Annotated in this window: 24 protein-coding genes; 17 read left to right on the forward strand and 7 right to left on the reverse strand. The window is 66.5% G+C overall.

What is annotated here, in order from left to right; genetic code table 11:
• Positions 1-304 precede the first annotated feature (304 nt).
• Positions 305-670 carry a DUF4386 family protein gene (locus AC1DEM_RS16195; RefSeq protein WP_476885323.1) on the forward strand — a complete coding sequence of 122 codons (366 nt, stop codon included), beginning with the start codon at positions 305-307 and terminating at the stop codon, positions 668-670.
• A gap of 93 nt (positions 671-763) precedes the next feature.
• On the opposite strand, the gene AC1DEM_RS16200 is transcribed toward AC1DEM_RS16195, so the two are convergent.
• The 3 genes from AC1DEM_RS16200 to AC1DEM_RS16210 are packed head-to-tail and all read right to left on the reverse strand — an operon-like array spanning position 764 to position 4,228.
• A complete protein-coding gene (locus AC1DEM_RS16200) occupies positions 764-1,723 on the reverse strand; it encodes an aldose 1-epimerase family protein (RefSeq protein ID WP_476885324.1) in 960 nt (319 codons plus the stop codon).
• A 2-nt stretch (positions 1,724-1,725) separates the two neighbouring features.
• A complete protein-coding gene (locus AC1DEM_RS16205) occupies positions 1,726-2,958 on the reverse strand; it encodes an ROK family protein (protein WP_476885325.1) in 1,233 nt (410 codons plus the stop codon).
• A gap of 10 nt (positions 2,959-2,968) precedes the next feature.
• The gene (locus AC1DEM_RS16210) at positions 2,969-4,228 is read right to left on the reverse strand and encodes an FAD-binding protein (protein WP_476885370.1); all 1,260 of its coding nucleotides are present in this window, start codon (positions 4,226-4,228) and stop codon (positions 2,969-2,971) included.
• Positions 4,229-4,506: 278 nt separating this feature from the next.
• Here AC1DEM_RS16210 and xylA point away from each other — a divergent pair, with 278 nt between their 5' ends.
• Complete coding sequence (gene xylA / locus AC1DEM_RS16215; protein ID WP_476885326.1) at positions 4,507-5,697, forward strand: xylose isomerase; 1,191 nt, start codon at positions 4,507-4,509, stop codon at positions 5,695-5,697.
• Positions 5,698-5,716: 19 nt separating this feature from the next.
• On the forward strand, positions 5,717-7,246 hold the full coding sequence (locus AC1DEM_RS16220) for a xylulokinase (RefSeq protein WP_476885327.1): 1,530 nt from the start codon (positions 5,717-5,719) through the stop codon (positions 7,244-7,246).
• A 104-nt stretch (positions 7,247-7,350) separates the two neighbouring features.
• Here AC1DEM_RS16220 and AC1DEM_RS16225 read toward each other — a convergent pair whose 3' ends face one another.
• Positions 7,351-8,418 carry a LacI family DNA-binding transcriptional regulator gene (locus AC1DEM_RS16225; protein WP_476885328.1) on the reverse strand — a complete coding sequence of 356 codons (1,068 nt, stop codon included), beginning with the start codon at positions 8,416-8,418 and terminating at the stop codon, positions 7,351-7,353.
• A 281-nt stretch (positions 8,419-8,699) separates the two neighbouring features.
• Between AC1DEM_RS16225 and AC1DEM_RS16230 the strand changes: the two genes are divergently transcribed.
• The 8 genes from AC1DEM_RS16230 (at position 8,700) to AC1DEM_RS16265 (ending at position 17,656) form a co-directional block, all read left to right on the forward strand.
• Positions 8,700-10,019, forward strand: a complete 1,320-nt coding sequence (locus tag AC1DEM_RS16230) for an extracellular solute-binding protein (protein ID WP_476885329.1) — start codon at positions 8,700-8,702, stop codon at positions 10,017-10,019.
• A gap of 4 nt (positions 10,020-10,023) precedes the next feature.
• Positions 10,024-10,926 (forward strand): carbohydrate ABC transporter permease, encoded by a 903-nt coding sequence (locus tag AC1DEM_RS16235; RefSeq protein ID WP_476885330.1) that lies wholly within the window; start codon positions 10,024-10,026, stop codon positions 10,924-10,926.
• Positions 10,926-11,828 (forward strand): carbohydrate ABC transporter permease, encoded by a 903-nt coding sequence (locus tag AC1DEM_RS16240; RefSeq protein ID WP_476885331.1) that lies wholly within the window; start codon positions 10,926-10,928, stop codon positions 11,826-11,828. The genes AC1DEM_RS16235 and AC1DEM_RS16240 overlap by 1 nt, the downstream gene beginning before the upstream one ends.
• A gap of 58 nt (positions 11,829-11,886) precedes the next feature.
• Positions 11,887-13,092, forward strand: coding sequence for a Gfo/Idh/MocA family protein (locus tag AC1DEM_RS16245; protein ID WP_476885332.1), 1,206 nt, complete (start codon positions 11,887-11,889; stop codon positions 13,090-13,092).
• An 11-nt stretch (positions 13,093-13,103) separates the two neighbouring features.
• Positions 13,104-14,108 carry a sugar phosphate isomerase/epimerase family protein gene (locus tag AC1DEM_RS16250; protein ID WP_476885333.1) on the forward strand — a complete coding sequence of 335 codons (1,005 nt, stop codon included), beginning with the start codon at positions 13,104-13,106 and terminating at the stop codon, positions 14,106-14,108.
• 40 nt (positions 14,109-14,148) lie between these two features.
• Complete coding sequence (locus AC1DEM_RS16255; RefSeq protein WP_476885334.1) at positions 14,149-14,850, forward strand: ThuA domain-containing protein; 702 nt, start codon at positions 14,149-14,151, stop codon at positions 14,848-14,850.
• A complete protein-coding gene (locus AC1DEM_RS16260) occupies positions 14,835-15,947 on the forward strand; it encodes a Gfo/Idh/MocA family protein (protein ID WP_476885335.1) in 1,113 nt (370 codons plus the stop codon). Before AC1DEM_RS16255 ends, AC1DEM_RS16260 begins: the two co-directional genes overlap by 16 nt.
• Before the next feature lie 227 nt (positions 15,948-16,174).
• A complete protein-coding gene (locus AC1DEM_RS16265; protein WP_476885336.1) occupies positions 16,175-17,656 on the forward strand; it encodes a purine-cytosine permease family protein in 1,482 nt (493 codons plus the stop codon).
• 190 nt (positions 17,657-17,846) lie between these two features.
• On the opposite strand, the gene AC1DEM_RS16270 is transcribed toward AC1DEM_RS16265, so the two are convergent.
• Positions 17,847-18,602, reverse strand: coding sequence for a FadR/GntR family transcriptional regulator (locus AC1DEM_RS16270; RefSeq protein WP_476885337.1), 756 nt, complete (start codon positions 18,600-18,602; stop codon positions 17,847-17,849).
• Positions 18,603-18,815: 213 nt separating this feature from the next.
• Here AC1DEM_RS16270 and AC1DEM_RS16275 point away from each other — a divergent pair, with 213 nt between their 5' ends.
• The 6 genes from AC1DEM_RS16275 to AC1DEM_RS16300 all read left to right on the forward strand — a co-directional run bounded on the left by AC1DEM_RS16275 (position 18,816) and on the right by AC1DEM_RS16300 (position 25,051).
• Positions 18,816-20,180: an MFS transporter gene (locus tag AC1DEM_RS16275; RefSeq protein ID WP_476885338.1), complete on the forward strand. Its 1,365-nt coding sequence runs from the start codon at positions 18,816-18,818 to the stop codon at positions 20,178-20,180.
• A 152-nt stretch (positions 20,181-20,332) separates the two neighbouring features.
• A complete protein-coding gene (locus tag AC1DEM_RS16280) occupies positions 20,333-22,078 on the forward strand; it encodes a dihydroxyacetone kinase family protein (protein WP_476885339.1) in 1,746 nt (581 codons plus the stop codon).
• Positions 22,075-22,545 (forward strand): ribose-5-phosphate isomerase, encoded by a 471-nt coding sequence (locus AC1DEM_RS16285; RefSeq protein WP_277527939.1) that lies wholly within the window; start codon positions 22,075-22,077, stop codon positions 22,543-22,545. Before AC1DEM_RS16280 ends, AC1DEM_RS16285 begins: the two co-directional genes overlap by 4 nt.
• A complete protein-coding gene (locus tag AC1DEM_RS16290; RefSeq protein WP_476885340.1) occupies positions 22,529-23,347 on the forward strand; it encodes a triose-phosphate isomerase family protein in 819 nt (272 codons plus the stop codon). The genes AC1DEM_RS16285 and AC1DEM_RS16290 overlap by 17 nt, the downstream gene beginning before the upstream one ends.
• Positions 23,344-24,189 (forward strand): sugar phosphate isomerase/epimerase family protein, encoded by an 846-nt coding sequence (locus AC1DEM_RS16295; protein WP_476885341.1) that lies wholly within the window; start codon positions 23,344-23,346, stop codon positions 24,187-24,189. Before AC1DEM_RS16290 ends, AC1DEM_RS16295 begins: the two co-directional genes overlap by 4 nt.
• A gap of 1 nt (position 24,190) precedes the next feature.
• The gene (locus AC1DEM_RS16300) at positions 24,191-25,051 is read left to right on the forward strand and encodes a phosphogluconate dehydrogenase C-terminal domain-containing protein (protein ID WP_476885342.1); all 861 of its coding nucleotides are present in this window, start codon (positions 24,191-24,193) and stop codon (positions 25,049-25,051) included.
• A 175-nt stretch (positions 25,052-25,226) separates the two neighbouring features.
• Here AC1DEM_RS16300 and AC1DEM_RS16305 read toward each other — a convergent pair whose 3' ends face one another.
• Complete coding sequence (locus AC1DEM_RS16305) at positions 25,227-25,868, reverse strand: NADPH-dependent F420 reductase (protein WP_476885343.1); 642 nt, start codon at positions 25,866-25,868, stop codon at positions 25,227-25,229.
• A gap of 204 nt (positions 25,869-26,072) precedes the next feature.
• Positions 26,073-26,258, reverse strand: a complete 186-nt coding sequence (locus tag AC1DEM_RS16310; protein WP_476885344.1) for a hypothetical protein — start codon at positions 26,256-26,258, stop codon at positions 26,073-26,075.
• Positions 26,259-26,367 lie beyond the last annotated feature (109 nt).

A 26,367-nucleotide genomic window follows, 5' to 3' on the forward strand; every position in this document is an offset into this window, starting at 1 on the left:
TGGCGTTTGCCGGCTTCGCGGTGTCGGTGATTGCTGGACTGTTCCACGCCGACACTGCCAGCGCGAACGACCACCCGGCCACATTCGCGGAGTACGCCCGCAGCGGCATCTGGACAGCGGTCCACCTGGGCCAGTTCGCTGGCATGGCGCTTCTCATCTCAGGGCTGCTGGTCCTGCTGGTGGTCCTGAAAGCGCCGGAGGGGGTCATGGCCTGGGCGGCACGGTTCGGCGTTGTCGCGGCGGTCGCCGCGCTGGCCCTGTATGCCTCGCTCCAGGCTGTCGACGGCGTTGCCCAAAGCACGCCGTGGACGCCTGGGCTGCCGCCGCGGAACCGGAGAAAACCGCCCGGTTTGCGACCGCCGAGGGCATCCGGTGGCTCGAGTGGGGGGTGCGCAGTTACCAGAGCTTCGTGCTGGGCGCGGCCCTGCTCCTGACCGGTGCCGTGGTTGTCGGGGCACACCGCGTCTCCGGGCTGATCGGCTATCTCATGGCGCTTTCCGGGCTGGCGTATGTAGCCCAGGGCTGGGTTGTCGGAGCCGAAGGCTTCTCCCCGGCGAACACCATTCCCATCCTGGCCGGGATTGTCTTGATCCTGGTGTGGTCCGTGTGGCTGCTGGTCAGCGCCTGGTTCGGGAAGGACGCGCCGGCCCGCGCCCGGAGACGCGGCTAGCGGCACCCGCCCCCGGCCGACTTCGCCGGAAACCTGCCGGTTCGCCGGAACCTTCCGGCGAGACCGCAGGGTTCCGGCGAAGTCGCGGGCTTATCAGGGCAGCTGGTAGCGGATGCCCCAGCTGAGGTGCCACGTCTCGCCGGGCGCCAACCAGCGCAGCCCCTCACCGCTGTTCAAGGCATCGGCCGGGGCCGTCATCGGTTCCACCGCCACCGCTGTGACGAGGCCGCCGTCGGTGGGAAAGACACTTGTGGTGAACGCCTGGACATAGCCAAAGGAGGCATCCATGAACAATTGCACCCGGCTGCCGTCCGGGGCCTCCAGATAGTGGAGCGAGCTGCCATCCGATTCCCGGCGGACGTCGCTCCACGCGTCGTCGAGGGCGACGTCGCCCACGCGCTGCCCCGCCCGGAAATCGTGCCGGGTCCCGCTGACGGCAGCGGTGGCGCCGGTCGGGTTCAGCCGTTCGTCGACCTCGATGTGGGTGTCGGCGTTGATGAACAGCGTCAGGTCCTCCGTCGGCACAGTCCCCAGCTTGAGGAAGGGGTGCGCCCCGACGGCGACCGGGGCGGCCCGGCTGCCGGTGTTCGTCAGGCTGTGGCTGACAAGAAGACCGTCCGCCGTGAGTTGGTAGCGGACCGCCGTCTCGAGTTCAAAGGGGTAGCCCGGTGCGGGGGTAACACCGGCCGCCAGCGTGATGCTGTCCTCCGTCCGGTGCCCAACGCTGTACGCGGCGCCGGACAGCAGCCCGTGCAGGGCGTTGCCGTTGCCGGGTTCGGTGATCTCCAGCTGCTGCGGAACGCCGTCGTAGGTCCACTTTCCGCCAGCCACCCTGTTGGGCCAGGGCACCAGAATCCAGCCAGCGCACGACGGCGGTGCGGACCAGGCGGGGTAATCCTGCAGGAGGGCGACGCCGTCGATTTCGAGAGCCCGCAGGCTGGCAGCGATTTCCGTCACGACGGCTCGTTGGCGCCGGCCTCCCAGAGCGGCCTGCAGCTCGTATTGCTCACCCATCGGTGACATGGACTTGTTCTGCATCGTCTTGTTCTGCACGCTCAGCCTGTCTGTGAGGCGGGTGCGGGCACGGCGCCGGTGGCTGTGCCGAGACCCGCGGGATCCGCCAGGAACTGGGTGAAGGCCAGCTCTGCAGCCCCGATCATCATCAGATCGGAACCCAGCGCCGCCCGGTAGATTTTGACCTGGCCCGCGGGACCGTCCATTGCCTGGGACAGCAGCGTGCCGTTCAACGACGTCGGCGCGAGCGCATGCAGCGTCCCCAGGAACCCGTCCAGCACGATTGCCTCGGGGTTAAAAATGTTCACGGCATTGCGCAGGGCTATGCCCAGATAGAGAAGCTGGCGGTTGACTTCGTCGTTCACCTCAGGACTGCTGCTGTCCGCGAGGGCTTTTTCGAGGTCCGCGGTGTCGCCGCGGGTCAAGCCAGCCAATTCAAGGAGGCGGGACTGGGAGACTTCGGTTTCCAGGCAGCCCGTGGCACCGCAATGACAGGTCTTGCCTCCCGTGCGGACGAAGGTGTGGCCGAGTTCCCCGGCATAGCCAGAGGCCCCCCGGAGCAGTTGTCCGTCGGCGATGATCCCGCCGCCAATGCCGCTCGCGCCGCCGTTGAGGTAGATGAGGTTTTCCTGCCCGGCGCCCGCCCCGAAAATCAGCTCGGCTTCGGCGCCCAGGGAGGCGTCGTTGGCGGCTTGGCACGGGTATCCGGTGGCCTCGCTCAGCATCCGGGCGACCGGCTCATTGCGCCAGCCCAGGTGCGGTGCAAGCCGCACGACGCCGTCGTCGCGGTTGACCAGCCCGGGCACGGCCACACCAATGCCGGTGATCCGGTATGAAGCATCCAGTTCGGAGCGCATTCCGGCGATCACAGCCGAGGCGATGTTCACCGCTTCCCGGGCGCTCGGTATCCGTTCGGTTTCGAAGCGGATTTTCTTTTGCACCTTCCCGCCGAGGCTGACCAGGCCGATGGTCACAGCGTCGATTTCCGGATTGACGGCCAGCGCCGCAACCGAAGGGCTTGGATGGACCTCCGGGCTGGGCCTGCCCACCTGACCCTCGCCGGCGGGCGCCGTTTCATAGACCACGCCCAGGGAGACGAGCTGACCGATCAGCGTCCCGACCGTGGAGCGGTTAAGCCCCGTGTGCCGGGTCAGCCGGGCGCGGCTGAGGACGCCACGGTGATGGACGAGGGAGGTCAGCAGCGACAGATTGTTCCGGCGCGACGGATCCGGCTCGCTCACAGACGCGGAAGCATGGGTACGTGGAGGCATCATCGTGAGACTATCAGCGGCCGAACACGGTGCGGTCCATGAACGCGTTGCGGAACTTTCCGGCCGGATCCAGCCGGCCGGCCAGGGCGGTGAAGTCTGCAAAACGGGGGTACAGCGGGGCGAGGCCGGCGGCCCCGGCGTGGAACAGTTTGCCCCAATGCGGCCGGGCGGCGAACGGGGCCAGCTCCGCTTCAAGGAGCGGCAGGATGGCCGCGACCGCGGGCTCGTCCTGGCGCCAGGTGAAGTGCAGGCCGATCCCGTCCCGGCCGTAGTTTGGGCTGAGCCACAGATCGTCTGCCGCGATGGTGCGGATTTCCCCTACCAGGAGCAGGGGAGTGACGACGTCGGAGAGTCTCCGCATAGTGCGGATGGCCGCCACGGCATGCTCCCGGGGGATCAGGTATTCGCTCTGCAGCTCGTCGCCCTTGCTGGGCGTGAACTCCATCCTGAAGTGGACGAGCCTGTCGGACCACGGACCGGGAACGCCGAGCTGCTGGGTGCAGTTGCTTCCCGTCACCCCGGGCAGCGGGTGCCGCGCCTGGGAGGCCGGGGTGCCGGCGAAAAATTCCGGCAATCCGGCGGGTAGCGCCGCCTGGTCTGTGCGGTTCTTGAGCCACGCCTGGCCCACGGTGCCCCCGCTCCAGTCGGTGAACAGGCTCACGCTGTAAGCCGAGGACGTGACGTCGTCGAAGCTCGCCAAGACCTGTTCCCAGTCCAAGTCTTCAAAGACACTCTGCGCAATCTCGAAGCTGGGCTCGATGTCCAGGGTCAGGCGGCTCACGATGCCCAGGGCCCCAAGCCCCACCACCATGCCGGCAAAGTCTGCGTCGCCGCGGCGGGCCGTGAGCACGGTGCCATCGGCGGTGATCAGCTCAAGCGCCGCCACAGCCGTGGCGAGATTGCCATTGCCATCGCCGGAGCCATGCGTGGCGGTGGCAACAGCTCCCGCCACCGAGATGTGCGGCAACGAGGCGAGGTTGTGGAGGGCGAAGCCGTGGTGCTGGAGCTCGGCCGCGAGCGTCCCGTAGCGCGTGCCGCCGCCGACGGTAACGGTCATGTCCTGCTCGTCGATGCTGATGCCGGCGTCGAGCCCATCCAGCACCACCAGGGTCCCTGAGGTGTCGGCGATGTCGTTGAAGGAGTGACGGGACCCCAGCGCGCGGATTTTCCCGGCGCCGGCGACCAATTCCTGAAGTTCCGCCACGCTGGCCGGATTGGCTATCCGCGGGGCCCGGTAGCAGTAGTTCCCCGCCCAGTTGCGCCCGGTCACCATCTGATCGATCACGGTTGAATCCTTCACTCCGGGGCCTCTTTGCGTATCGGTTGTGGATGGGCTGCGTTGTCGGCTGCCTCGATGGCTGCCGTACTTGCTGTCAATTTGCTGTTAATCACAACATAACACGTGCCCCTAAGAACCGCTACAGTACAGCGGATCAGTTCGAATCTAACGACAAGCATGTGGTTGACACCACAGAAATCTATAATATGTTTGTCTCTAGAACAATTCATTCTGAGCCCGCAAACAGTCACATCTACCCCTCGGAGCATTCAATGACGATTCAGCCCACCCGTGATGACAAGTTTTCCTTCGGCCTCTGGACGGTGGGCTGGGAGGCCCAGGACCAGTTCGGTTCCGCCACCCGCCCGCCGCTGGACACGGTTGAGGCCGTCAACAGGCTCAGCGACCTCGGCGCCTACGGCATCACCTTCCACGACAACGACCTCTTTCCCTTCGGCTGCTCCGCCGCTGACCGCCAGCGCGAAATCGACCGGCTGACGGGCGCGCTGAAGTCCACCGGGATGATCGTCCCGATGGTCACCACCAACCTGTTCAGCCACCCCGTCTTCAAAGACGGCGGCTTCACCAGCAACGACCGCGGCGTCCGGCGCTTCGCCCTGCGCAAGGTGCTGGACAACATCGACCTCGCCGCCGAGCTCGGTGCCGAAACCTTCGTCATGTGGGGCGGGCGCGAAGGCAGCGAATACGACGCCGCCAAGGACATCCGCGGCGCCCTGGAACGCTACCGCGAGGCCGTGAACCTGCTGGGCGACTACGTCACGGACAAGGGCTACAACATCCGGTTCGCCATCGAGCCCAAGCCCAACGAACCCCGCGGCGACATCCTCCTCCCCACCCTGGGCCACGCCTTGGCGTTCATCGAAACGCTCGAGCGCCCCGAACTGGTGGGCATCAACCCCGAAACCGGGCACGAGCAGATGGCCGGCCTGAACTTCACCCACGGGATCGCCCAGGCGCTCTACCAGGGCAAGCTCTTCCACATCGACCTCAACGGCCAGCGCAGCATCAAGTTCGACCAGGACCTGGTGTTCGGCCACGGCGATTTGCAGAACGCGTTCTCCCTAGTGGACCTGCTCGAAAACGGCGGCCCCGACGGCGGCCCCGCCTACAACGGTCCGCGCCACTTCGACTACAAGCCCAGCCGCACCGAGGACATCGACGGCGTGTGGGACTCCGCGGCCGCCAACATGCAGACCTACCTGCTGCTCAAGGAACGCGCCAAGGCCTTCCGCGCCGACCCCGAGGTCCAGGCGGCGCTGCAGGCCTCGCGCGTCGCAGAAATCAACGAGCCCACACTCAACCCGGGCGAGGGCTACGAACAGCTCCGCGCGGACCGCGCCTCCTACGAGGACTTCGACGCCGACGCCTACTTCGGCGGCAAGGGCTTCGGCTTCGTGAAGCTGCAGCAGCTGTTCATCGAGCACCTGCTCGGCGCCCGCTGATCCCGTGGCGGCTGCTCCCATGACCCTTGTTGCCGGCGTCGACTCCTCCACCCAAAGCTGCAAGGTGGTGGTCCTCGACGCCGGCAGCGGCACCCTGGTCCGCGAGGGCCGCGCGGCCCACCCGGACGGCACGGAAGTGCACCCGGACCACTGGTGGCGGGCTTTGTCCGCAGCGTTCGACGACGCCGGCGGGCTGGCGGACGTCAGTTCGCTGTCGGTGGCGGGCCAGCAGCACGGCATGGTGCTGCTGGATCACGCCGGTGAGGTGGTGCGGCCGGCCCTGCTGTGGAATGACACCCGCTCGGCCGGGGCCGCGGCCGCACTCACAGACGAAGTGGGCGCGGAGGACTTTGTCCGACGGACCGGGCTGGTCCCGGTGGCCTCCTTCACCATTACGAAGGTCCGCTGGGTCCGGGACCACGAGCCGGAACTGGCGGACCGGGTGGCGGCTGTCGCGCTGCCGCACGACTGGCTGACGTGGCGGCTCCGCGGCTACGGCCCGGCATCCTCCAGCCCGCTGGGCCCGGACCTGGAACAGCTCACCACGGACCGCTCGGACGCCAGCGGAACCGGCTACTGGAGCCCCTCGGCCGGTGAGTACGACCTTGGACTGTTCAAGGCTGCCTTCGGCCGGGACGCCAGGGAAGCCACCGGGAACGCCGGGCCAGGAGAAGCCGGAACCGTGGTTCTGCCGCGGGTTCTCGGCCCCGGCGACACCCCCGGAGCGATCCACCCAAACTGCTTCGGACCCGGCACGGCGGAACTGGCCGGCGCTGCTGGCTCTGGCACGGTGGCGTCAGGGCACCGGATCCTGCTCGGCGCCGGCGCCGGGGACAACGCGGCCGCCGCCCTGGGACTGGGCGCGGAGCCCGGAGACGTCGTGGTGTCGGTGGGCACCAGCGGCACGGTATTCTCGGTGGCCTCCCAGGCCGTCGCCGATCCCAGCGGAACGGTGGCAGGTTTCGCGGACGCCAGCGGCGAGTACCTGCCCATCGCCGTAACCTTGAACGCGGCGCGGGTGCTCAGCTCGGTGGCAGACATCCTGGGCGTGGATTTCGACGAACTGTCGCGTCTTGCCCTCGAAGCCGAACCAGGTGCCGGGGGAGTGGTGCTGGTGCCGTACTTCGAAGGTGAGCGCACGCCCAACCTGCCGCACGCCAAAGCGAGCCTCCATGGACTCAGCATCGCCTCCAGCACCCGGAGCAACCTTGCCCGGGCCGCCATCGAAGGCATGCTGTGCGGACTGTCCGGCGGACTGGATGCCCTGCGCGGGCAAGGGGGCGCCGCAACCCGTCTCCTCCTGATCGGCGGCGCCGTGCAGAACCCGGCGGTGCAGGCCGTCGCGGCCCAGGTCTTCGACCTGCCGGTCGTGATCCCCCGCCCCGGGGAGTACGTCGCCCGGGGCGCTGCCGTGCAGGCAGCCTGGGCGCTCGGCGGCAACCGCCCGGCCTGGCCCGTCGCGGTGGACGCCGCACCGGCCCCGGACTTCCAGCCTGACATTGGGCAGAACTACCTGAGGGCGAGCCGCCACATTGACCCCGGTGACTGAACCCCTGCTGGCCGGAACTCCGTCGCTTGTCTCAGGTCACGGGATCTGCTCCGCGTTTCCGGGAATCCTGGCTGCTGTCGAGCCGGCCTCGAATGCGGCGGGGACTACTGCCGCGGCGCTCCCGGTTCCGGGTCGCCCGTGGCCGGAGGCGCCGTCGATTCCCGGACCACAAGGTGGGTGGCGAGTTCCACGCGGCGCGAATCGAGCTCCTCGCCGTTGGCCTGCCGGAGGACTGCGCGCAGGGCGGCGCGGCCCATCTCCTGCAGTGGCTGCGTCACCGTGGTCAAGGCAGGGATGGACTGCTCCGCCTGGTACGTGCCATCGAAGCCAACCAGGCTCAAGTCTTCGGGGATCCGCAGCCCGTGCCTCCGGGCTTCGGCCAGGACGCCGAGCCCGATGCTGTCACTTCCCGCGAATATGGCCGTCGGCGGCTCGTGCAGGGCCATAAGAATCTGGAGGCCGCGAATTCCGTGTTCCGGGCGGAACTTGTCCAGCAGGATGTAGTCGGGCCGCACCTGGACACCGTCGGCCATGAGTGCCGCCATGTAGCCATGGAGACGCGCCTGATTGCATTCCGCCGATTCCGGTCCGCCAATGAACGCGATCCGCCGGTGGCCGAGGCCGAGTAGGTGTTCCGTAGCTTCCTTCCCGCCCGCCCAGTTGGTGGCACCCACGCTGACAACCTCCGGCGGCGGCGGGTTGAGCGGATCGATCACCACCACGGGAATATGCCTGCGGCGGAAGGCACTCAACTGGGCCGTGCTGAAGCCGGAGGTCACCACGATCAGACCGAGCCGGCCGTCATCCAAGATGCGCTGGGCACGCCGCTCCGGGCTGAGTGTCATGGCGGGTGCGTGCCCTGTCACATCAACCAGGATCTCGACGTCAACCGAGGCGCCCTGCTCCAGCACTCCATTAAGGACCTCGACGGCGTAGGCGGAGTGCAGCGAGTCGAACACCACTTCCACGATTGCCGTCCGGCCCCCGGCATGCTTGCGCTGCTGCGGGGATTGGTAGCCCAGTTCTTCAAGTGCCGCCAGGACCTTGATGCGGGTGCTCTCGGCAACATCCTCCCGCCCATTGATGACCTTGGAGACAGTGGGGGAGGAGACGCCGGCCTCCCGGGCGACGGCGGCAAGCGTTGGCTTGCCGTGACCCTGGACTATTGACACGTGGACTCCTGTACTTTCGAAATATTTCGATACCAAAAGTCTCGCGTTATTTGCCGCAGGCGTCAAGCCCCCGCTGCTCGCAGCACGATGTCTTTCGCGATCCCTATTGACTGTGACCGTTGTCACCACTACCTTAGTTTCAGAAGTCGCAAACTTTTACGAAACTTTTCGGAAATCAGCTTTTCCCCCAGTAACGGCAGCACGCTTCCTTTTGGAAGCGCGTCTGCCGCCCTCACAACCGGGCCATCAATGAAGAACCCGGAGGACGAATGGAATCCCAGATGAAAACTCGTACGTTCCGCAGTGCCGCGCTGGCCGTCTCGGCCGCCGCAGTTTCGATCAGCCTAGCCGCCTGCGGTTCCAGCGGTCCGGCCGGCAGCGCCGCAAATGCCGACTCGGCCTCAATGTGGGGCCTGACCGGCGGAAACCAGCCGGTTTTGCAGAAGTCCATCACGGACTGGAACTCCGCGCACCCGGATTCGACCATCAAGCTGGATTTCTTCGCGAATGACGCCTACAAGACCAAAGTCCGCACCGCCGTCGGTGCCGGCCAGGGCCCGACCTTCATCTACGGCTGGGGCGGCGGCGTGCTGAAGTCCTACGTGGACGCCGGACAGGTGGATGACCTCTCCGGGTTCCTAAAGGACAACCCCGCCGTCAAGGACCGCTACCTTCCGGCGGTACTGAAGAACGGCGTGATCGACGGCAAAACGTACGCCCTGCCCAACAACAACGTTCAGCCCGTGGTGCTGTACTTCAACAAGGATGTATTCGCCAAGGCCGGCGCCGAACCTCCCAAGACGTGGGATGAGCTGATGGCACTGGTGCCGAAATTCAAGGATGCCGGCATTGCCCCGTTCTCACTCGGCGGCCAGTCCAGGTGGCCGGATCTGATGTGGCTGGAATACCTCGTGGAGCGCATCGGCGGCCCGGAGGTCTTCGCCAACATCGCGGCCAACAAGCCGGACGCGTGGTCAGACCCCGCGGTCACCGAAGCGCTGACCAAGATCCAGCAGCTCGTGGACGCTGGCGGATTCGCCAACGGGTTCTCGTCCATCGCGGCGGACAGCAACGCCGACCAGGCACTGATGTACACCGGCAAGGCGGCCATGATCCTGCAGGGCGGCTGGATCTACCAAAGCATGAAGAAGGACGCCGGCGACTTCGTCAAGAACGGCAAGCTCGGCTTCACCACCTTCCCCACGGTTTCCGGCGGTAAGGGAGACCCGGCCAACGTAGTAGGCAACCCCTCCAACTTCTGGTCCGTCTCCTCGAAAGCCAGTGATGGACAGAAGAAGGCCGCCCTCGGGTATGTCAAGGACGGCATGTTCTCCGACAGCAACATCCAGGGCCTGATCGATTCGGGGGCCGTGCCGGTGGTCAAGGGCATCGAGAGCAAGCTCGCCGCGTCCCCGGACAAGGACTTCCTGTCCTATGTGTACGGCATGGCAAAGAACGCCCCGAGCTTCACGCTCTCCTGGGACCAGGCTCTCAGCCCGGCGCAGGGTGATGCCATGCTGGCCAACCTCGACCAGATTTTCCTGAAGAAGATCACCCCGGAGCAGTTCGTCACCACAATGAACGCGACGATCGGTAAGTAATCCAGTGTCCACCACATCCGGTTCCTCCCGACGGGCCCTTCAGCCGGGCCCGTCGGGGTGGCTGGCCGCGCCGGCCCTTGCTTTCTTCCTGCTGTTCGCCATCATTCCGCTGATCGGCGTCTTGTTCCTGAGCTTCACGTCCTGGGACGGTCTGGGCGAGATCAAGCTGGACGGGCTGAGCAGCTGGACCACAGTCTTGACCGACCCCGTTACCGGCAACGCCCTGCTGGTGACGGCGAAGATCATGTTCTTCTCGTTCATCGTCCAGGCGCCGATCAGCCTGCTCCTGGGCGTCTTCACCGCCGGGGGACAGAAGTACCGCGCGGCCTTGGCCGTCCTGTATTTCGTGCCGCTGCTGCTGTCCTCTGCCGCCGTCGCCATCGCGTTCAAGGCCCTTCTGGACCCGAACTTCGGCTTCGGCGCCGGGCTCGGCATACCGGCTCTATCCCAAGACTGGCTGGGCAATTCGGACCTGGTCCTGTTCGTCGTCGTCTTCGTCATTGCTTGGCAGTTCGTGCCGTTCCACACCCTGATCTACCAAGGCGGAGTGCGCCAGATCCCCACGTCGCTCTACGAGGCGGCGCAGATCGACGGTGCCGGACGGGTCCAGCAGTTCTTCAACATCACCCTGCCCCAACTGAAATACACCATCATCACCTCCTCCACGCTCATGGTGGTCGGATCGCTGGCGTATTTTGACCTCGTCTTCGTCCTCACCGGCGGCGGTCCCGGCTACGCCACCCGGCTTCTCCCGCTGCACATGTACCTCACCGGGTTCAAGGCCAATGACATGGGCGCCGCGAGTGCCCTCGGCGTCATCCTGGTCGTGATCGGCCTTGCTCTTGCCCTGGTGCTGCAGAGACTGGGCGGAAAGAACCGCAACGCAAGCCAATTGGAAGGTGCCTGATGGCTTCCCTAACCCAGCTCCCCGTCCCGTCCACCGCGCCCGTCCGTCCCGAAGCCAGTCCCCGTCCCCGGACCAAGGGACCGGGCCGGACCCGCCCCAACTTCCTGGGCGGTCTGGGCGGGTGGCTCTGGCTGGCCATCATCATCGTCCCGATCTATTACGTGGTGGTGACGAGCCTGAAAAATCAGGCGGGGTTCTTCACGTCCAACCCGATGATGCCGCCCACTGAGCCGACCCTGGACAACTACAAACTGGTGGTGGAGAACGACTTCGTCCGGTACTTTGCCAACAGCCTTATCGTCACGGTGGGCAGCACTATCCCGGCGCTGTTCGTGTCCTTCATGGCTGCCTACGCGATCGTCCGCGGCAAGAGCCGGTTCCTGAACTGGACAAACAGCCTTTTTCTGCTGGGCCTGGCCATCCCGCTGCACGCCACGATCATCCCTATCTACTGGATGATCACGCGCGCCCATATGTACGACACCCTGCTGGCCCTGATCCTGCCCTCCGTCGCCTTCGCCATCCCGATCTCCGTGCTGATCCTGTCCAACTTCATGCGGGACGTGCCGAACGAACTCTTCGAGTCCATGCGGTTGGATGGATGCTCCGACTGGGCCATGATGTGGCGTCTGGCGCTGCCCATGACGCGGCCTGCTGTGGTGACCGTCGGCATCTACAACGCGCTCGGAGTGTGGAACGGCTTCCTGTTCCCGCTGATCCTGACGCAGAGCCCTGAGACCCGGGTGCTGCCGCTGTCACTGTGGACGTTCCAGGGCGAATTCAGCGTCAACATCCCGGCCGTCCTGGCCGCCGTCGTGCTCGCGACGCTGCCGCTGCTGGTGGTCTACGTCATCGCCCGGCGCCAGCTGCTCAGCGGCCTCACCGCAGGCTTCAGCAAATAGTGCGGGGCCCTTTGCCAGAGCACGGCTCCGAATTCCACCCTTTCCGAAAGGTTTACCGATGACTGACGCTACGAGCCTGCGCGTGGGCATGGTGGGCTACGCGTTCATGGGGGCCGCCCATTCCCACGCCTGGCGGACCGCGCCGCGGTTCTTTGACCTGCCGCTGCGGCCGGAACTGACCGCGGTCGCGGGACGGAACGCCGACGGCGTGCGGGCCGCGGCGGCGAAGATGGGCTGGGAGTCCCATGAGACGGACTGGCGGGCTCTAATCGAGCGGGACGACATCGACCTGATCGACATCTGCACCCCGGGCAACACCCACGCCGAGATCGCGATCGCCGCGCTTGAGGCCGGCAAGCATGTCCTGTGCGAGAAGCCGCTGGCCAACTCCGTCGCCGAGGCCGAACGGATGGCTGACGCCGCCGAGGCCGCGGCGGCCCGGGGCGTGTACTCCATGTGCGGCTTCAGCTACCGCCGCACACCGGCCCTGGCCCTGGCCCGGCGGATGGTCGCAGAGGGCCGGCTCGGGCAGATCCGGCACGTGCGGGCCCAGTACCTGCAGGACTGGCTCTCCGACGCCGACGCGCCCCTGACCTGGCGGCTGGACAAGTCCAAGTCCGGTTCCGGCTCGCTCGGGGACATCGGAGCCCACAGCATCGACGCCGCCCAGTGGATCACCGGACGAAACATCACCGGCGTCTCGGCCCTGCTGGAGACCTTCGTCAAAGACCGCCCCGTCGCCGGCGAGCTCGTTGGCCTGGGCGGGCACGGCACCACTGGCGCCGAAGCCGTGCGCGGGCCGGTGACCGTGGACGACGCCGCCATCTTCAGCGCCCGCTTCGCCGGCGACGGACCCGGCAACGGAAACGGTGCCGGACCCATCGGGGTGTTCGAGGCCACCCGCTTCGCGCTGGGCCGCAAGAACGCCATGCGCCTGGAACTCAACGGCACCACGGGATCGCTGGCCTTCGACTTCGAAGACATGAACGCACTGTCCTTCTACGACGCCGCCGATGGCCCCGACGCCGGCTTCCGCAAGATCCAGGTCACCGAACCCGAACACCCCTACACCGCGAACTGGTGGCCCACCGGACACCCGATCGGCTACGAACACCTCTTCACCCACCAAGCGGTCGACCTCATCAACGCCATCGCCGCCCACCAGCCCCCGGCACCATCCTTCGCCGACGCCCTCCAGGTCCAAAAAGTCCTCGCCGCCATCGAATCCAGCGCTGAGGCCGACAGCCACTGGCACCACGTCTGAGAGGAATCACCATGACACGACCCATCACGCTCTTCACCGGCCAGTGGGCCGACTTGCCCTTCGAAGAGGTGGCGCGGCTCGCCGGCGAGTGGGGCTTCGACGGCCTGGAGATCGCCTGCTGGGGCGACCACCTGGACCCGCAGCGCGCCGTCGAGGACGACACCTACCTCCAAGGCCGGCTGGACATCCTGGACAAACACCAACTCAAGGTCCACGCGATCGCCAACCACCTGACCGGACAGGCCGTCTGCGACGACCCGATCGACGAACGCCACGAGGGTATCCTTCCCGCCCACGTCTGGGGCGACGGCGACGCCGAAGGGGTCCGCACCCGCGCCGCCGAGGCCATGAAGACCACTGCCCGCGCAGCTGCAAGGCTGGGCGTGCAGACCGTCACCGGCTTCACGGGATCCTCGATCTGGAAATGCGTCGCCATGTTCCCGCCTGCCTCGGACGCCATGATCGAACGCGGCTACCAGGACTTCGCGGACCGGTGGAACCCGATCCTCGACGTCTTCGACGAGGAAGGGGTCCGTTTCGCCCTTGAGGTCCACCCGTCCGAAATCGCCTACGACTACTGGACCGCCAAACGCACCCTCGAGGCAATCGGATACCGGGAGAACTTCGGCCTGAACTTCGACCCGTCCCACTTCCTGTGGCAGGACCTGGATCCTGTCATGTTCCTGCAGGACTTCGCGGACAAGATCTTCCACGTTCATGTCAAGGAATCCGTCCGCCAGCTCAACGGCCGCAACGGCCGGCTCGGCTCCCACCTGCCGTGGGCTGACCCGCGCCGCGGATGGGACTTCGTCACGGCCGGCCACGGCGACGTCCACTGGGAACCGATCTTCCGGACCTTGAACGCCATCGGATACCAGGGGCCCACGAGCGTGGAGTGGGAGGACGCCGGCATGGATCGCCTGGTCGGTGCACCGCAGGCCCTCGCACTGGTCAAGGAACTGGCCGCGATCACACCCCCCGCAGCGGCATTCGACTCCGCCTTCGCCGCCCGCTGAGCCGGCCGCGGCCATAACAAACCAACAACAGAGGAACCCCATGACAAACAATCAGAAAACCGCGCTCGTGGTGCGCGGCGGCTGGGACGGGCACCAGCCCGTTGAGGCCACCGAGGAATTCATCCCGTACCTGAAAGCCAACGGCTACGAGGTCCGGGTGGAGGAATCGCCCAAGATCTACGCCGACGCCGAATACCTGGCCGGGGTGGACCTGATCATGCAGTGCATGACCATGTCCACCATCGAAAAGGATGAGTTCGAGGGGCTTCGCGCCGCCGTCGAGAACGGCACTGGCCTCGCCGGCTGGCACGGCGGCATCGCGGATTCCTACCGCAACACCTCCGACTACCTGCACCTGATCGGCGGCCAGTTTGCCTGCCACCCGGGCAAACACCCGGATGAACGGACAGGCGAGCAACCCGACAACTACGTCCCCTACACGGTCAATATGCTCCCGGCGGCCGCGGAGCACCCAATCACTGCCGGCCTCGGCGACTTCGACCTCGTCACCGAACAGTACTGGGTCCTCGCCGACGACTACATCGACGTCCTGGCCACCACCACCCAGAAAGTCCGGGCATGGGACCCCTGGCAACGGGAAGTCACCTCGCCGGCCATCTGGACCCGGCAATGGGGAAAAGGCAAGATCTTCGTTTGCACCCCGGGACACCGGGTCGAAATCCTCCAGGACAACAATGTCCGCACCATCATCGAAAGGGGCCTGCTGTGGGCAAGCCGGTAAACGTTGGAATCATCGGCTGTGGAGCCATCATCGCCCAGTACCTGGCGAACTTCCGCCGGCTCCAGGACATCAACCTCGTCGCTGTCGCTGACCTGGACCCCGCCCGGGCGCAGGCAGTCGCCGACTCATACGACGGCGTCCGGGCGCTCACGGTCGACGCGCTCCTGGCCGCCGACGACGTCGAGCTCGTCCTGAACCTGACCATCCCGGCAGCCCACGCCGAGGTGGCGCTGCGCGCGATTGCCGCCGGCAAATCCGTGTACGGTGAAAAGCCCCTCGCGGCCACGACGGCGGAGGCCCGGCAAGTGCTGGACGCTGCGCGGAAGGCCGGAGTCGCGGTTGGCTGCGCCCCTGACACCGTGCTCGGCACCGGGATCCAGACCGCCCGGAAGGCAATCGACGACGGGCTGATCGGCACGCCGATCTCCGCCGCTGCCACCATGGCCACGCCCGGTCATGAGCGCTGGCACCCGAACCCGGACTTCTATTACCAGCCAGGCGGCGGTCCGCTGCTGGACATGGGACCGTACTACGTCTCGGCCCTGGTCACGTTGCTCGGACCGGTGGTCTCGGTGATCGGCGCTGCCAGCCACACGCGCGACGAGCGGACCATCGGCTCGGGTCCGCGTGAGGGCCAGAGGGTCCCCGTGGCAATCGATACCCATGTCACTGGCGTCCTAATCCATGCCTCGGGGGCCTTGTCCACACTGGTGATGAGCTTCGACGCAGTGAAGACCCGGAGCCCCAACATCGAAATCCATGGCGAGCACGGTTCCCTCGTGGTCCCGGACCCGAACCACTTCGACGGCGATGTGCAGCTCTTCGCCCTCGGCGCGGAGGACTGGGAGACCCTTCCGGTCTCGGCCGGTTACACGGACGCGGGGCGCGGCTTCGGCGTCGCGGACCTCGTCCGCACGCCGGCCGGCCAGGAGCCACGGGCCGGAGGTGTCCTGGCTTTCCACGCCCTGGAAGTGATGGAGTCCGTGCTGGAGTCGGCGCATACGGGCACGCCTGTCCGGATTGGCAGCACAGTGTCGCGCCCCGAACCGGTCGAGCTGGACGCCATCGCTGACGCTCCCGTGGCGGTCACCTCGTAGCGCCCGTTCAGCCGCGCCCTCCCAGCCGTGCCCGGCCGAATTCGCCGGAAACCTGCCAGCTCGCCGGAACGTTCCGGCGACCCCGCGGGCTTCCGGCGAATTCGCGCGAACGGGCGGTATCTGAAATCCCGGACGGAGAATCAAACTTCGCCGTGATGCAGCTCACGCGCCATGTTCAGATGTACTCACGACTTCGTCAGGATCCATTCTCAATGTGAGGAACACTCATGCAGGCCACCACACGAACGGGAACAGCAGAGCCGCGCGTAGAGCGCCGCTCGATCGATTTCGTCCCTGAACACGAACGCCACGGATCGCCGGCGCAGCAATTCACCCTATGGTTCGGCGCGAACATGCAGATCACGGCAATCGTGGACGGAGCGCTGGCGGTGCTGTTCGGCGCCGATGCCCTGTGGGCGATCCTCGGACTGCTGATCGGCAACATCCTTGGCGGAGCCGTCATGGCACTGCACGCGGCCCAGGGACCCAAGCTGGGTCTCCCGCAGATGATCTCCAGCCGTGCGCAGTTTGGTGTCCTTGGCGCCGTGATCCCCCTGGTGTTGGTCATCATCATGTATCTCGGCTTCGCGGCCACCGGAACTGTCCTGGCGGGGCAGGCCGTCGAGCAGATCACGCACACCGGGACGCCGGCCGTGGGCATGGTCATCTTCGGGGCCTTGACCGTGCTGGTGGCGACCCTGGGCTACAAGTACATCCACCTGATGGGCCGGATTTCGACCGTCGTCGGCGTCCTAGGCTTCACCTACCTTGGCATCAGGCTCCTCACCAGCCAGGACGTCGGCGCACTGCTCAGCTCCGGCAGCTTCGAATTTCCCACCTTCCTCCTGGCCGTCTCCCTCGGTGCCGGTTGGCAGCTGACCTACGGCCCGTACGTCGCCGACTACTCCCGCTACCTGCCCTCGGACACCGCGCCGCGACGAACTTTCCTGGCCGCATTCTTTGGCACGGTGCTTGGATCGCAGTGGTCAATGACCCTCGGCGCCCTGTTCGCAGCCCTGGCGTTGCCCAAGGGCCAGCGGTTCCTCGACGGTCAGGTGGCCTTCCTCGGCAACCTCAGCGGCGGCGGCCTGATCGCCGTCGTCATTTACCTGGTGATCGTGACCGGAAAACTGACCGTCAACACCCTCAACGCCTACGGCGGATACATGACAATGCTGACCTCCGTAACAGCGTTCACGCGCAAATCGACGGCACCGTCACGGACCCGGCTGGTCTACGTGGTCGCCTTCATCGGGCTTTCCGTCCTCATCGCGGTACTGGCTTCGCCGGACTTCATCGCCAACTTCAAGAACTTCGTCCTGCTCCTGCTCATGGTTTTCATCCCGTGGAGCTCGATCAACCTCGTGGACTACTACCTCGTCTCGAAGGAAAAGGTGGACATCCCGGCGCTGTACGATCCTGACGGCCGGTACGGGCGGTGGAACAAGACCGCGCTGCTTTCCTATGCCCTCGGCATTCTCGTCCAGATTCCGTTCCTGGCCCAGACTCTCTACACCGGACCGATGACCAAGCTGCTGGGTGGCGCCGACATCTCCTGGCTGGTGGGCCTGGTGGTTACCGCCCTCGTGTTTTACCCGCTGGCCAAGCGAAACTCGAACGCACCGGCGCACATGATCTATCCGGCCGACGCCGGCCCGCTTGCCGCTGCCTCGGCCAGCGAAGCGCTTCAGAGCAGCCCGGTGTCCTGAACCGGAACGCGCTGAATGGTCAGAGGACGCACGCGAACGACCGCCCGGTCACGTTCCCGGAGTGCGCACCCTGCCGAAGTCGCCGGAAAGCTGCGAACTCGCCGGAACGTTCCGGCGAGCCCGCAGGCTTCCGGCGATTTCGCGTGACGGGGGCGTGCTGGGGCGGCCGTGCCGAGGCCGGCGCGGGGCGTCAGTCTGTGGCGGCCTGGTCGGCGTCGAACCCGGCCAGGAGGCGCCGCGAGGCCGTGTCCATGTGGGAGCGCATGGCCGCCGTCACGGCAGCCTCGTCCCGCGATTCCAGGGCGTGGAAGATCTCCCGGTGCTCGGCCAGGGCGGCCGCCGCGTGCCCCTCATCCGTCAAGGCGCGGTCTACCCAGATGCGCAGCAGCGAGCGGATGCTCTGCAGCAGTTCCTGCAGGACCTGGTTGCCGGAGGCGGCGGCAATTTCGCGGTGGAAGGCGGCGTCGGCCTCCACGAACGTTGCGAGGTCATCGAGGCTGTGCTCCATGGTGGCCAGATTTTCGCGCATCCGGTCCAGGGCGTCGTCGGTAATCCGCTGGGCCGCGAGCTGGCCGGCCTGAACCTCGAGTCCGCCGCGCAGTTCGACGAGTTCCCGCGTCCGGGGCGCGCCCAGCATGAGGCCCCAGCTCAGCGTGCGGGGGAGGAGCTCGGAAATGCCGTCGCGCAGGTAGGTCCCGGAACCCGGACGTACGATCACAATCCCGAGGATCTCCAACGCGGCGAGGGCCTCGCGGACCGCGGAGCGCCCGACCCCCAGCGATGCGGCGAGCTGGCGCTCGGCTGGCAGGCGGGTTCCGACGGCGATCTCGCCGCTCGTGAAGTAGCCCAGAAGCCGTTCGGCGACTTCGGAGACAACCGATCCTTGCTCCATGGAACCGAGCGCGGCACTGATTTTGGCCGTGGAAGCGGCGGAATTAACGGACACCTTCCCAGCGTAACAACCAGGGCAGGCGCAGCCGCGCAGACTTTACCTTCAGACATAAACATGTCAACCGGTTGACCAATTTGGGGTCTGCCCTTTATGGTGTTAATCACACGCTTAGTACCGGCCCGCCAGCTTTCCCGAACTAGGCACCGAGACACATCCCAAGGCATCCACCGCAGGCCGCCGTTGGGAGACCAACATCTAGGAGTCAATGTGGACACCACACAATCGGTGGTCGAAAGATCTGCAATCAAGAAGGTGGCATATCGGCTGGTGCCGTTTGTCGCTCTGATGTTCTTCATCAATTACCTCGATCGGACGGCTATCGCCTTTGCCGGCCCCAACGGCATGAACGCCGATCTGGGCCTCTCGGCCGCCCAGTTCGGCTTCGCGTCCGGGGTCTTCTTCATCGGCTACATCCTGCTGGAAATCCCCAGCAATCTGGCCCTGCACAGGTTCGGCGCCCGCCGCTGGCTGTCCCGCATTATGGTCAGCTGGGGCATCGTCTCCCTGCTGTTCGTCTGGGTCAGCAGCGTGGAGGGGCTCTATATTCTGCGCTTCGCTCTGGGTGTGGCCGAAGCCGGCTTCTTTCCCGGCGCCATTCTCTTCCTGAGCCTGTGGGTCCCGTCCCGTCACCGCAGCAAGATCCTGGCCCTGTTCTACTTGGCCCAGCCGCTGACCACGGTCATCGGTGCACCACTTGCCGGTTGGCTCATTCAGCAGGAGGGCCTCTTCGGACTCGACGGCTGGCGCGTGATGTACCTCGGCGTATCGATTCCGGCCATCGTCGTCGGCATCATCGCCTGGTTCTACCTCGCCGATTCCCCGGCCAAGGCCAGGTGGCTCAACCCGGACGAAAAGACGTGGCTGACCAACGCCCTGGAGACGGAAAAGAAGGAAACAACGGCGAGCCACAAGCACGTCAGCGCCCGCACTGTCTTCTCCAACGGCAGGGTCTGGATGCTGTCCGCCATCTACTTCGGCTTCATCTACGGCCTCTATGCGCTGGCGTTCTTCCTGCCCACCATCATCGCCGGCTTCGAAAGCCAATACGGCAGCAAGTTCGATGTGCTCCAAAAGGTCCTCATCACGGCCATCCCGTACGTGTTCGCGGCCCTTGCCCTCTACTTCTGGTCCAAGGACGCCACTAAACGCGGCGTCAAGACCTGGCACATCGCCTTGCCCGCCCTCATCGGCGGCCTGAGCGTCCCGCTGGCCCTGTTTGCCGGCTCGCCGGCCGCGACCATCGCCGTCATCACCGTCACGGCCATGGCCATCTTTGCCGCACTGCCCAACTTCTGGACCGTTCCCACCCAGTTCCTCACCGGAGCGGCGGCCGCAGCCGGCATCGCCCTGATCAACACGGTGGGCAACCTGGCCGGCTTCAGCGCCGGCTTCGTTACCGGCTGGCTCAAGGACTGGACCGGCGGCTACACCGTCCCGATGTTCGTCGTCGGCGGCTTCCTGCTCCTTTCCGGCGTCCTCATGGTGGTGCTCAGCCGCTCCGGCAAGATCAGCGAAGGCGTACCCGCTGAAGCCCTGGATCCCACCGGGGCCGGACACCACGCCGAGCCGTAACAGACCCGGGGGCGTCCCCCTCACCCGGGGACGTCCCCGCACCAATCCGCGCCGGCGCACGCTTACCCGCCGCAGGCACGTCCGCCACCACCAGCCGGCGTCCCAAGAACAATTTCCCCCAGCTAGCCTCTAAATATTCCGGGAGACACCGCATGACCCGCCTGTTCAATGAACCTTCAGCCTTCGCTGACGAGATGATCGAGGGCTTCGTTGCCTCCCACAGTCGCTGGGTCAAGCGCGTTACCGGAGGTGTCGTCCGCAACACCCGCAGCGCACCCGGCACCGCTGCCCTGGTGATCGGCGGCGGCTCCGGACACTACCCGGCCTTTGCCGGGCTCGTGGGCCAGGGCCTCGCCCATGGTGCCGCGATGGGCAACCTGTTCGCTTCCCCGTCCGCGCAGCAGATCTACAACGTGGCGAAAGCCGCCAGCAACGGCGGCGGTGTGCTGCTCGGTTACGGCAACTACGCCGGTGACGTCCTGCACTTCAACCAGGCCCAGGACCGGCTCCGCAAGGAGGGAATCGACTGCCGGAGCATCGCTGTTACGGATGACGTCTCCTCCGCACCGCCGGCCGAACGCGCCAAGCGCAGGGGCATCGCCGGTGACCTGACGGTCTTCAAGGTCGCCGCCGCGGCAGCGGAAGCCGGCTACTCCATGGACGCCACGCTGGAGATCGCCGAACGCGCCAACCACCGGACCCGCTCCTTCGGCGTTGCCTTCAGCGGGTGCACCCTGCCCGGCGCCGACCACCCGCTCTTCTCCGTCCCGGAAGGCCGCATGGCCGTAGGGATGGGCATCCACGGCGAACCCGGCATCGGGGAAACGGACATCCCGACGGCGGACGAACTCGCCGAGCTGCTGGTCAGCAGCCTCCTGGCAGAAGTTCCGGACGGCGTCGAGGACGGTGCCGCTCCCGGTGGAGCACGGCGCGTCGTCCCCATCCTCAACGGCCTGGGCAGCGTCAAGTACGAGGAACTCTTCGTGGTCTACCGCCGCGTCGCCCGGCTCCTCGCCGAGGCCGGCCTGGACGCCGTGGACCCGCAGGTGGGCGAACTGGTCACCAGCTTCGACATGGCCGGCACCTCCCTGACCCTGTTCTGGCTCGACGACGAACTCGAATCCCTCTGGCACGCGCCCGCCGACGCCCCGGCCTTCCGCCGCGGTGCCGTGACCGCCGAGGCCCTTGAGGCCACCGAATTCGCCGACCTCGCCGAGGTCGAAGCGCCGATCCCGGCAGCTTCCGACGAATCCCGTGCCGGGGCCCTCCGGGTACTGGCAGCGCTCGGCGCCGCCAAGGACGTGGTGGACGCCAACGCCGAGGAGCTCGGCAGGATTGACGCCATCGCCGGCGATGGCGACCACGGCATCGGCATGGAACGCGGAGTCGGGGCGGCTGTCACTGCCGCAGCGGACGCCGTCGCCCGCGGCGCGGGAGCCGCCACCACCCTCCGCCTCGCAGGTGACGCCTGGGCCGACAAAGCCGGCGGCACCTCCGGCGCCCTGTGGGGCATGGCCCTGCACGCCGTCGCAGACGCACTGGGCGACTCCAAGGCTCCCGACGCCGCCGCTGTCGCCGACGGCGTGGCCGCCGCCGCCGCCGCGATCATGGACTTCGGCAAGGCCAAGCCAGGGGACAAGACCCTGGTGGACGTCCTGGTCCCGTTCCGTGACGCCCTCAGCGCCGGTGTCAGCACCGGAGGGTCCCTCACACAGGCCTGGGGGACGGCGGCAGGGGTTGCCGAACAGGCGGCCGAAAACACCGCCCAGCTGCTGCCGCTCATGGGACGCGCCCGCCCTCACGCCGATAAGAGCCTCGGCACCCCCGATGCCGGCGCCGTCTCCATGGCGCTGATCGTACGAGCCATTCACAACACCCTCACCAAGGAGAACGCATGAGCGCCAAACTGCGCCTGGTCATCGGAGCCGACGACGCTGGATTCGACTACAAGGAGGCCCTCAAAGCCGATCTCGAGGCCAGTGACCTCGTCGAATCGGTCCACGACGTGGGCGTGGATGCCACCAGCCACACTCCCTACCCATCCGTGGCCATCGCGGCTGCCGAACTCATCGCCGCCGGCAAGGCGGACCGCGCCCTCCTGGTCTGCGGCACCGGGCTCGGCGTCGCGATCGCCGCAAACAAGGTCCCCGGGATCCGGGCCGTCACGGCCCACGACAGCTACTCCGTGGAGCGTTCGATCCTGAGCAACAACGCCCAGGTGCTCACCTTCGGCCAGCGCGTCGTCGGCCTGGAGCTCGCCCGCCGGCTCGCCCGCGAATGGCTCACCTACACCTTCGACGAAACCTCCGCCTCGGCCGAAAAAGTCACACTAATTAAGGACTACGAGGGTGTCACTTCCTGCTAAGACAGCAACAAAACCGAAGGCAATCATCGGCGTCAGCCTGAAGATGTACTTCGGCTACGAACGCACGCTCGAATACTGCCGCGAGGTGGCCACCATCGCTTTCGCGCATCCGGCGGTCCAGAGCGGCGACATCGAACTGTTCGTGCTGCCCACCTTGCCTGTACTGCCCGAAGCGGCCCGCATCCTCGGAACCGCCGGGGCAGCGGCCGGAGCCCAGGACATCTTCTGGGAGGACGAAGGACCCTACACCGGGGAGGTAGGCGGCAAGACCGTTGCTGAACTCGGCGGCCGCTACACAGAGGTGGGCCACGCAGAAAGGCGCCGGATCTTCGGCGAGGATGACAGGATCATCGGCCTCAAGACCGCCGCCGCCTACCGCAACCGGCTCACCCCGGTACTCTGCGTCGGCGAGCTTCAGCCCGGTTCCGTGGAGGAAGCCATCCGGACTTGCTCAGCGGACATCGACGCCGCGCTCAACCGGGCCCGGTCCCTGGGACCGGCAGCGCGGACCATTGTGGCCTACGAACCGCAATGGGCCATCGGCGCCCCGGAACCGGCCACGCCGGAGTACATCAGCGCCGTCAGCGCCGGCCTGGACGCGCACCTGCGCTCCCTGCCGGGGCAGGCCGACAGCCGGGTCATCTACGGCGGAAGCGCCGGCCCGGGCCTGATCGGACGGCTCGATGAAGCCGTCGCCGGGCTGTTCCTGGGCCGCTTCGCCCACGACCCTAAGGCCCTGAAGACCATCCTGGACGAGACCGCCGAACGGCTGGGCCTGCTGAGCGGAAGGGCGGCAGCATGAGCACCATCGGCCAGGGATCTGGAAACGGTTCAAGGATCGGATCTGGTTCAAGAATTGGATTGAGCAGCTACGCCTTCTTCTGGCAGCTCTCGGAGAAGGTTTCGGAGCCGCTCAGCCTCCGCGAGGCGCTGGAGCGCACAGCGGCCCTCGGCGTGGACCTCTTTCAGATCTGCGACTACGCACCGCTCGAAGCCATGGGCGAAGCGGAACTGAAAGACATCCGGGCCACGGCTGACTCGCTGGGGATCGCGCTGGAACTGGGCACCAAGGGCATCCGGCCGGAACACCTCCGGAAGTTCCTGCGAATCGCCGGGATCCTGGGCGCGCCGCTTTTGCGGACCATGTTCAACGTCCCGGGCCACACCCCGACACCGGACGAAGCCGTGGCGATCTTCAAGGACGTGCTGCCGGAGTTCGAGGCCGCCGGGGTGAAAATCGCGGTGGAAACCTACGAGCAAGTTCCCACGGCCCGGATCCTGGAGGTCATCCGCCGCGTCGGCAGCCCCTCCCTGGGCATCTGCAGCGATCCCGCCAACACCGTGGCGGCGCTGGAGTTCCCGCGTGAGGTGATTGACGCCGTCGCGCCCTATGTCCTGAACATGCACATCAAAGACTTTGCGTTCAGCCGCAAGGAGGGGTGGGTCGGGTTCACATACTCCGGCGCCCCCCTCGGCGAGGGACTTCTCGACTATGACTACATGGCCGGAAAGCTTCAGCCCAAAGAAAGAAACATCAACCAAATTGTCGAGCACTGGCTGCCGTGGCAGGACTCCGAAGAAGAGACCATCCGCCGCGAAAACCAGTGGACCCAGCAAAGCCTCGATTTCCTAAGGAGCAAGTGAAATGTCAGCAGAAAAATTGACCGTCGCCGTCATCGGGGCCGGAGGCAAAATGGGGCTGCGTGTTTCAGCCAACCTCCAGAAGAGCGCCCACACCGTCTTCTACAGCGAGAACTCGCCTGCCGGACAGGAGCGCGTCCGCGCCGAAGGACGGGAAATCAGCAGCACAGCGGATGCGATCAAGGACGCCGATGTCGTGATCCTCGCCGTCCCGGACACCGTACTGGGCGTCGTTTCCCAGGGTGTCGTCCCGCAGTTGAAGTCGGGCGCCATCCTGCTCACCCTGGACCCGGCCGCCGCCTACGCCGGCCTCTTGGCCAAGCGCGACGACGTGGTCCAGGCCGTGGCGCACCCGTGCCACCCGTCTGTGTTCCTGGAACGCACCACCAAGGAGGAATGGGCCGACACCTTCGGCGGACAGGGCGCCCCGCAGAACGTCGTGGCCGCGATCGACGAGGACGCCTCCGGGGCCGCCCGCGCCGCCGCCGAGGCGACCATCAAGGTTATCTACGCCCCCGTGATCGACGTCCACTGGGTCACCGTGAAGCAGCTCGCCATCCTCGAACCCACCCTCGTGGAGACGGTGGCCTGCATGATCGGCACCCTGCTCAAGGAAGCCCTGCACGAGACCGTGCACACCGCCGGCGTCCCCGAGGAAGCCGCCAAGGCCATGCTGTTCGGGCACGTCCAGATCGCCCTGACCAACGCCCTGCGCGGTTCCAACCCGTTCTCCGAGGCCTGCGAAATCGCCATCCAGTACGGCAAGGACACCATCATCAAGGACGACTGGAAGAAGATCTTCGACGACTCCGAGCTCGACTACGTGATCGCCAAGATGCTCAAGCTCGACGCCGTCAAGCGCTGAGTCGTCCGACGCACCACTGCGCGGGGCTGCCCACGCCCGGCCCAGTTCGCCGGAAACCTGCCCGTTCGCCGGAACGTTCCGGCGAACTCGCGGGCTTCCGGCGAATTCGCGCGTGGGATCCGGGGGCCCGGGAGCGCGCGGGGCACGGACCGATCGCGCGTCGGATCCGGGAGTGTCAGATGGTGCGCGGGGCCTTGGCCAGGTTCTCGGCCAGCTCGGCTGCGTTCTGCCGGATCACGTAGGCGGGGCGGTCCCGTTCAGTGCGCCAGCTTTCGGACAGCGGACCCATGCTGACGGTGTCGAAGCCGAATTCGTCATAGAGCCTGGTGACAAGCTCAGCCGCTTCCGGGAAATCGCTCGCCGTGGCCAGGGCCCGGCGGTTGGGTGTGCCGGCCGGTGTGCCGTCCTTGGTGATCTGGGAGTACCCGATGTGGTTGAAGGCCTTCGCTACCTTGGACTGGGGCAGGTGCTCCTGCAGTAGGCCGGAAGTGGTGGCCTTGCCGGCATCCAAAGCCGGCACATGCCCGTCGCGTTCCCAGTAGTAGTTATTGGTGTCCAGGACGATCTTGCCCGCTAGCGGTTCCACGGGCACGTCCGGGATGCTCTTAAGCGGCACGGAGACGACGGCGAAGTCGCCCGCTGCTGCAGTTTCGGCCGGGGTTGCGGCCCGGGCTTTGGGCCCCAGCTCCGCGATGAGGTCCGCGAGGGTTTCCGGACCCCGCGAGTTGCTGATCACGACGTCGTAGCCGAGTTCGACGGCCTTGCGGGCGATCTGGCCGCCGATGTGTCCTGCACCGATGATTCCGATTGTTGTCATGTCCGGGCCAACACGCAGGCATGCGAAGATATTTCGCTCGTTACCGGTTGTGTCTTGCCGGGACTGTCAGGGGCCAGACCCGCCGAGGTCGCCGGAAACGCGCCCACTCGCCGGAAAGTTCCGGCGAACTCGTAGGTTTCCGGCGAAGTCGCGCCTCGGGGCCGTCAATGGCGCGCCGGGGCCGCCAATGGCGCGTCGGGGAAGCTACGGCCCGGTTCTGCCGCCTGGCACGGCGTTGCCCTGGGCTCCGGTGCCCGGTTCGTCGTCGATGTCCGGGCCCTCTGCCGCGTCCTGGGAATGGGCCCGGTCGTCAAAGGGTTCAGCCGTTGCATCGCCCTCGGCGGGGGTCTCGCTGTGGGCGCGCTCCGGCGCCTCTGAGTCTTCCCTCATGTCCGCTCCTCTGCTGCAATGCTGGAATGGTTGTCGGCTCTTGAACATCTAGCTCCCGCACCAAGAGGGCTGTCAAGACCTGCCGGATGCTTGGAGATTCAGAACGGTG

Source organism: Arthrobacter sp. 05T420 (genome assembly GCF_056396305.1).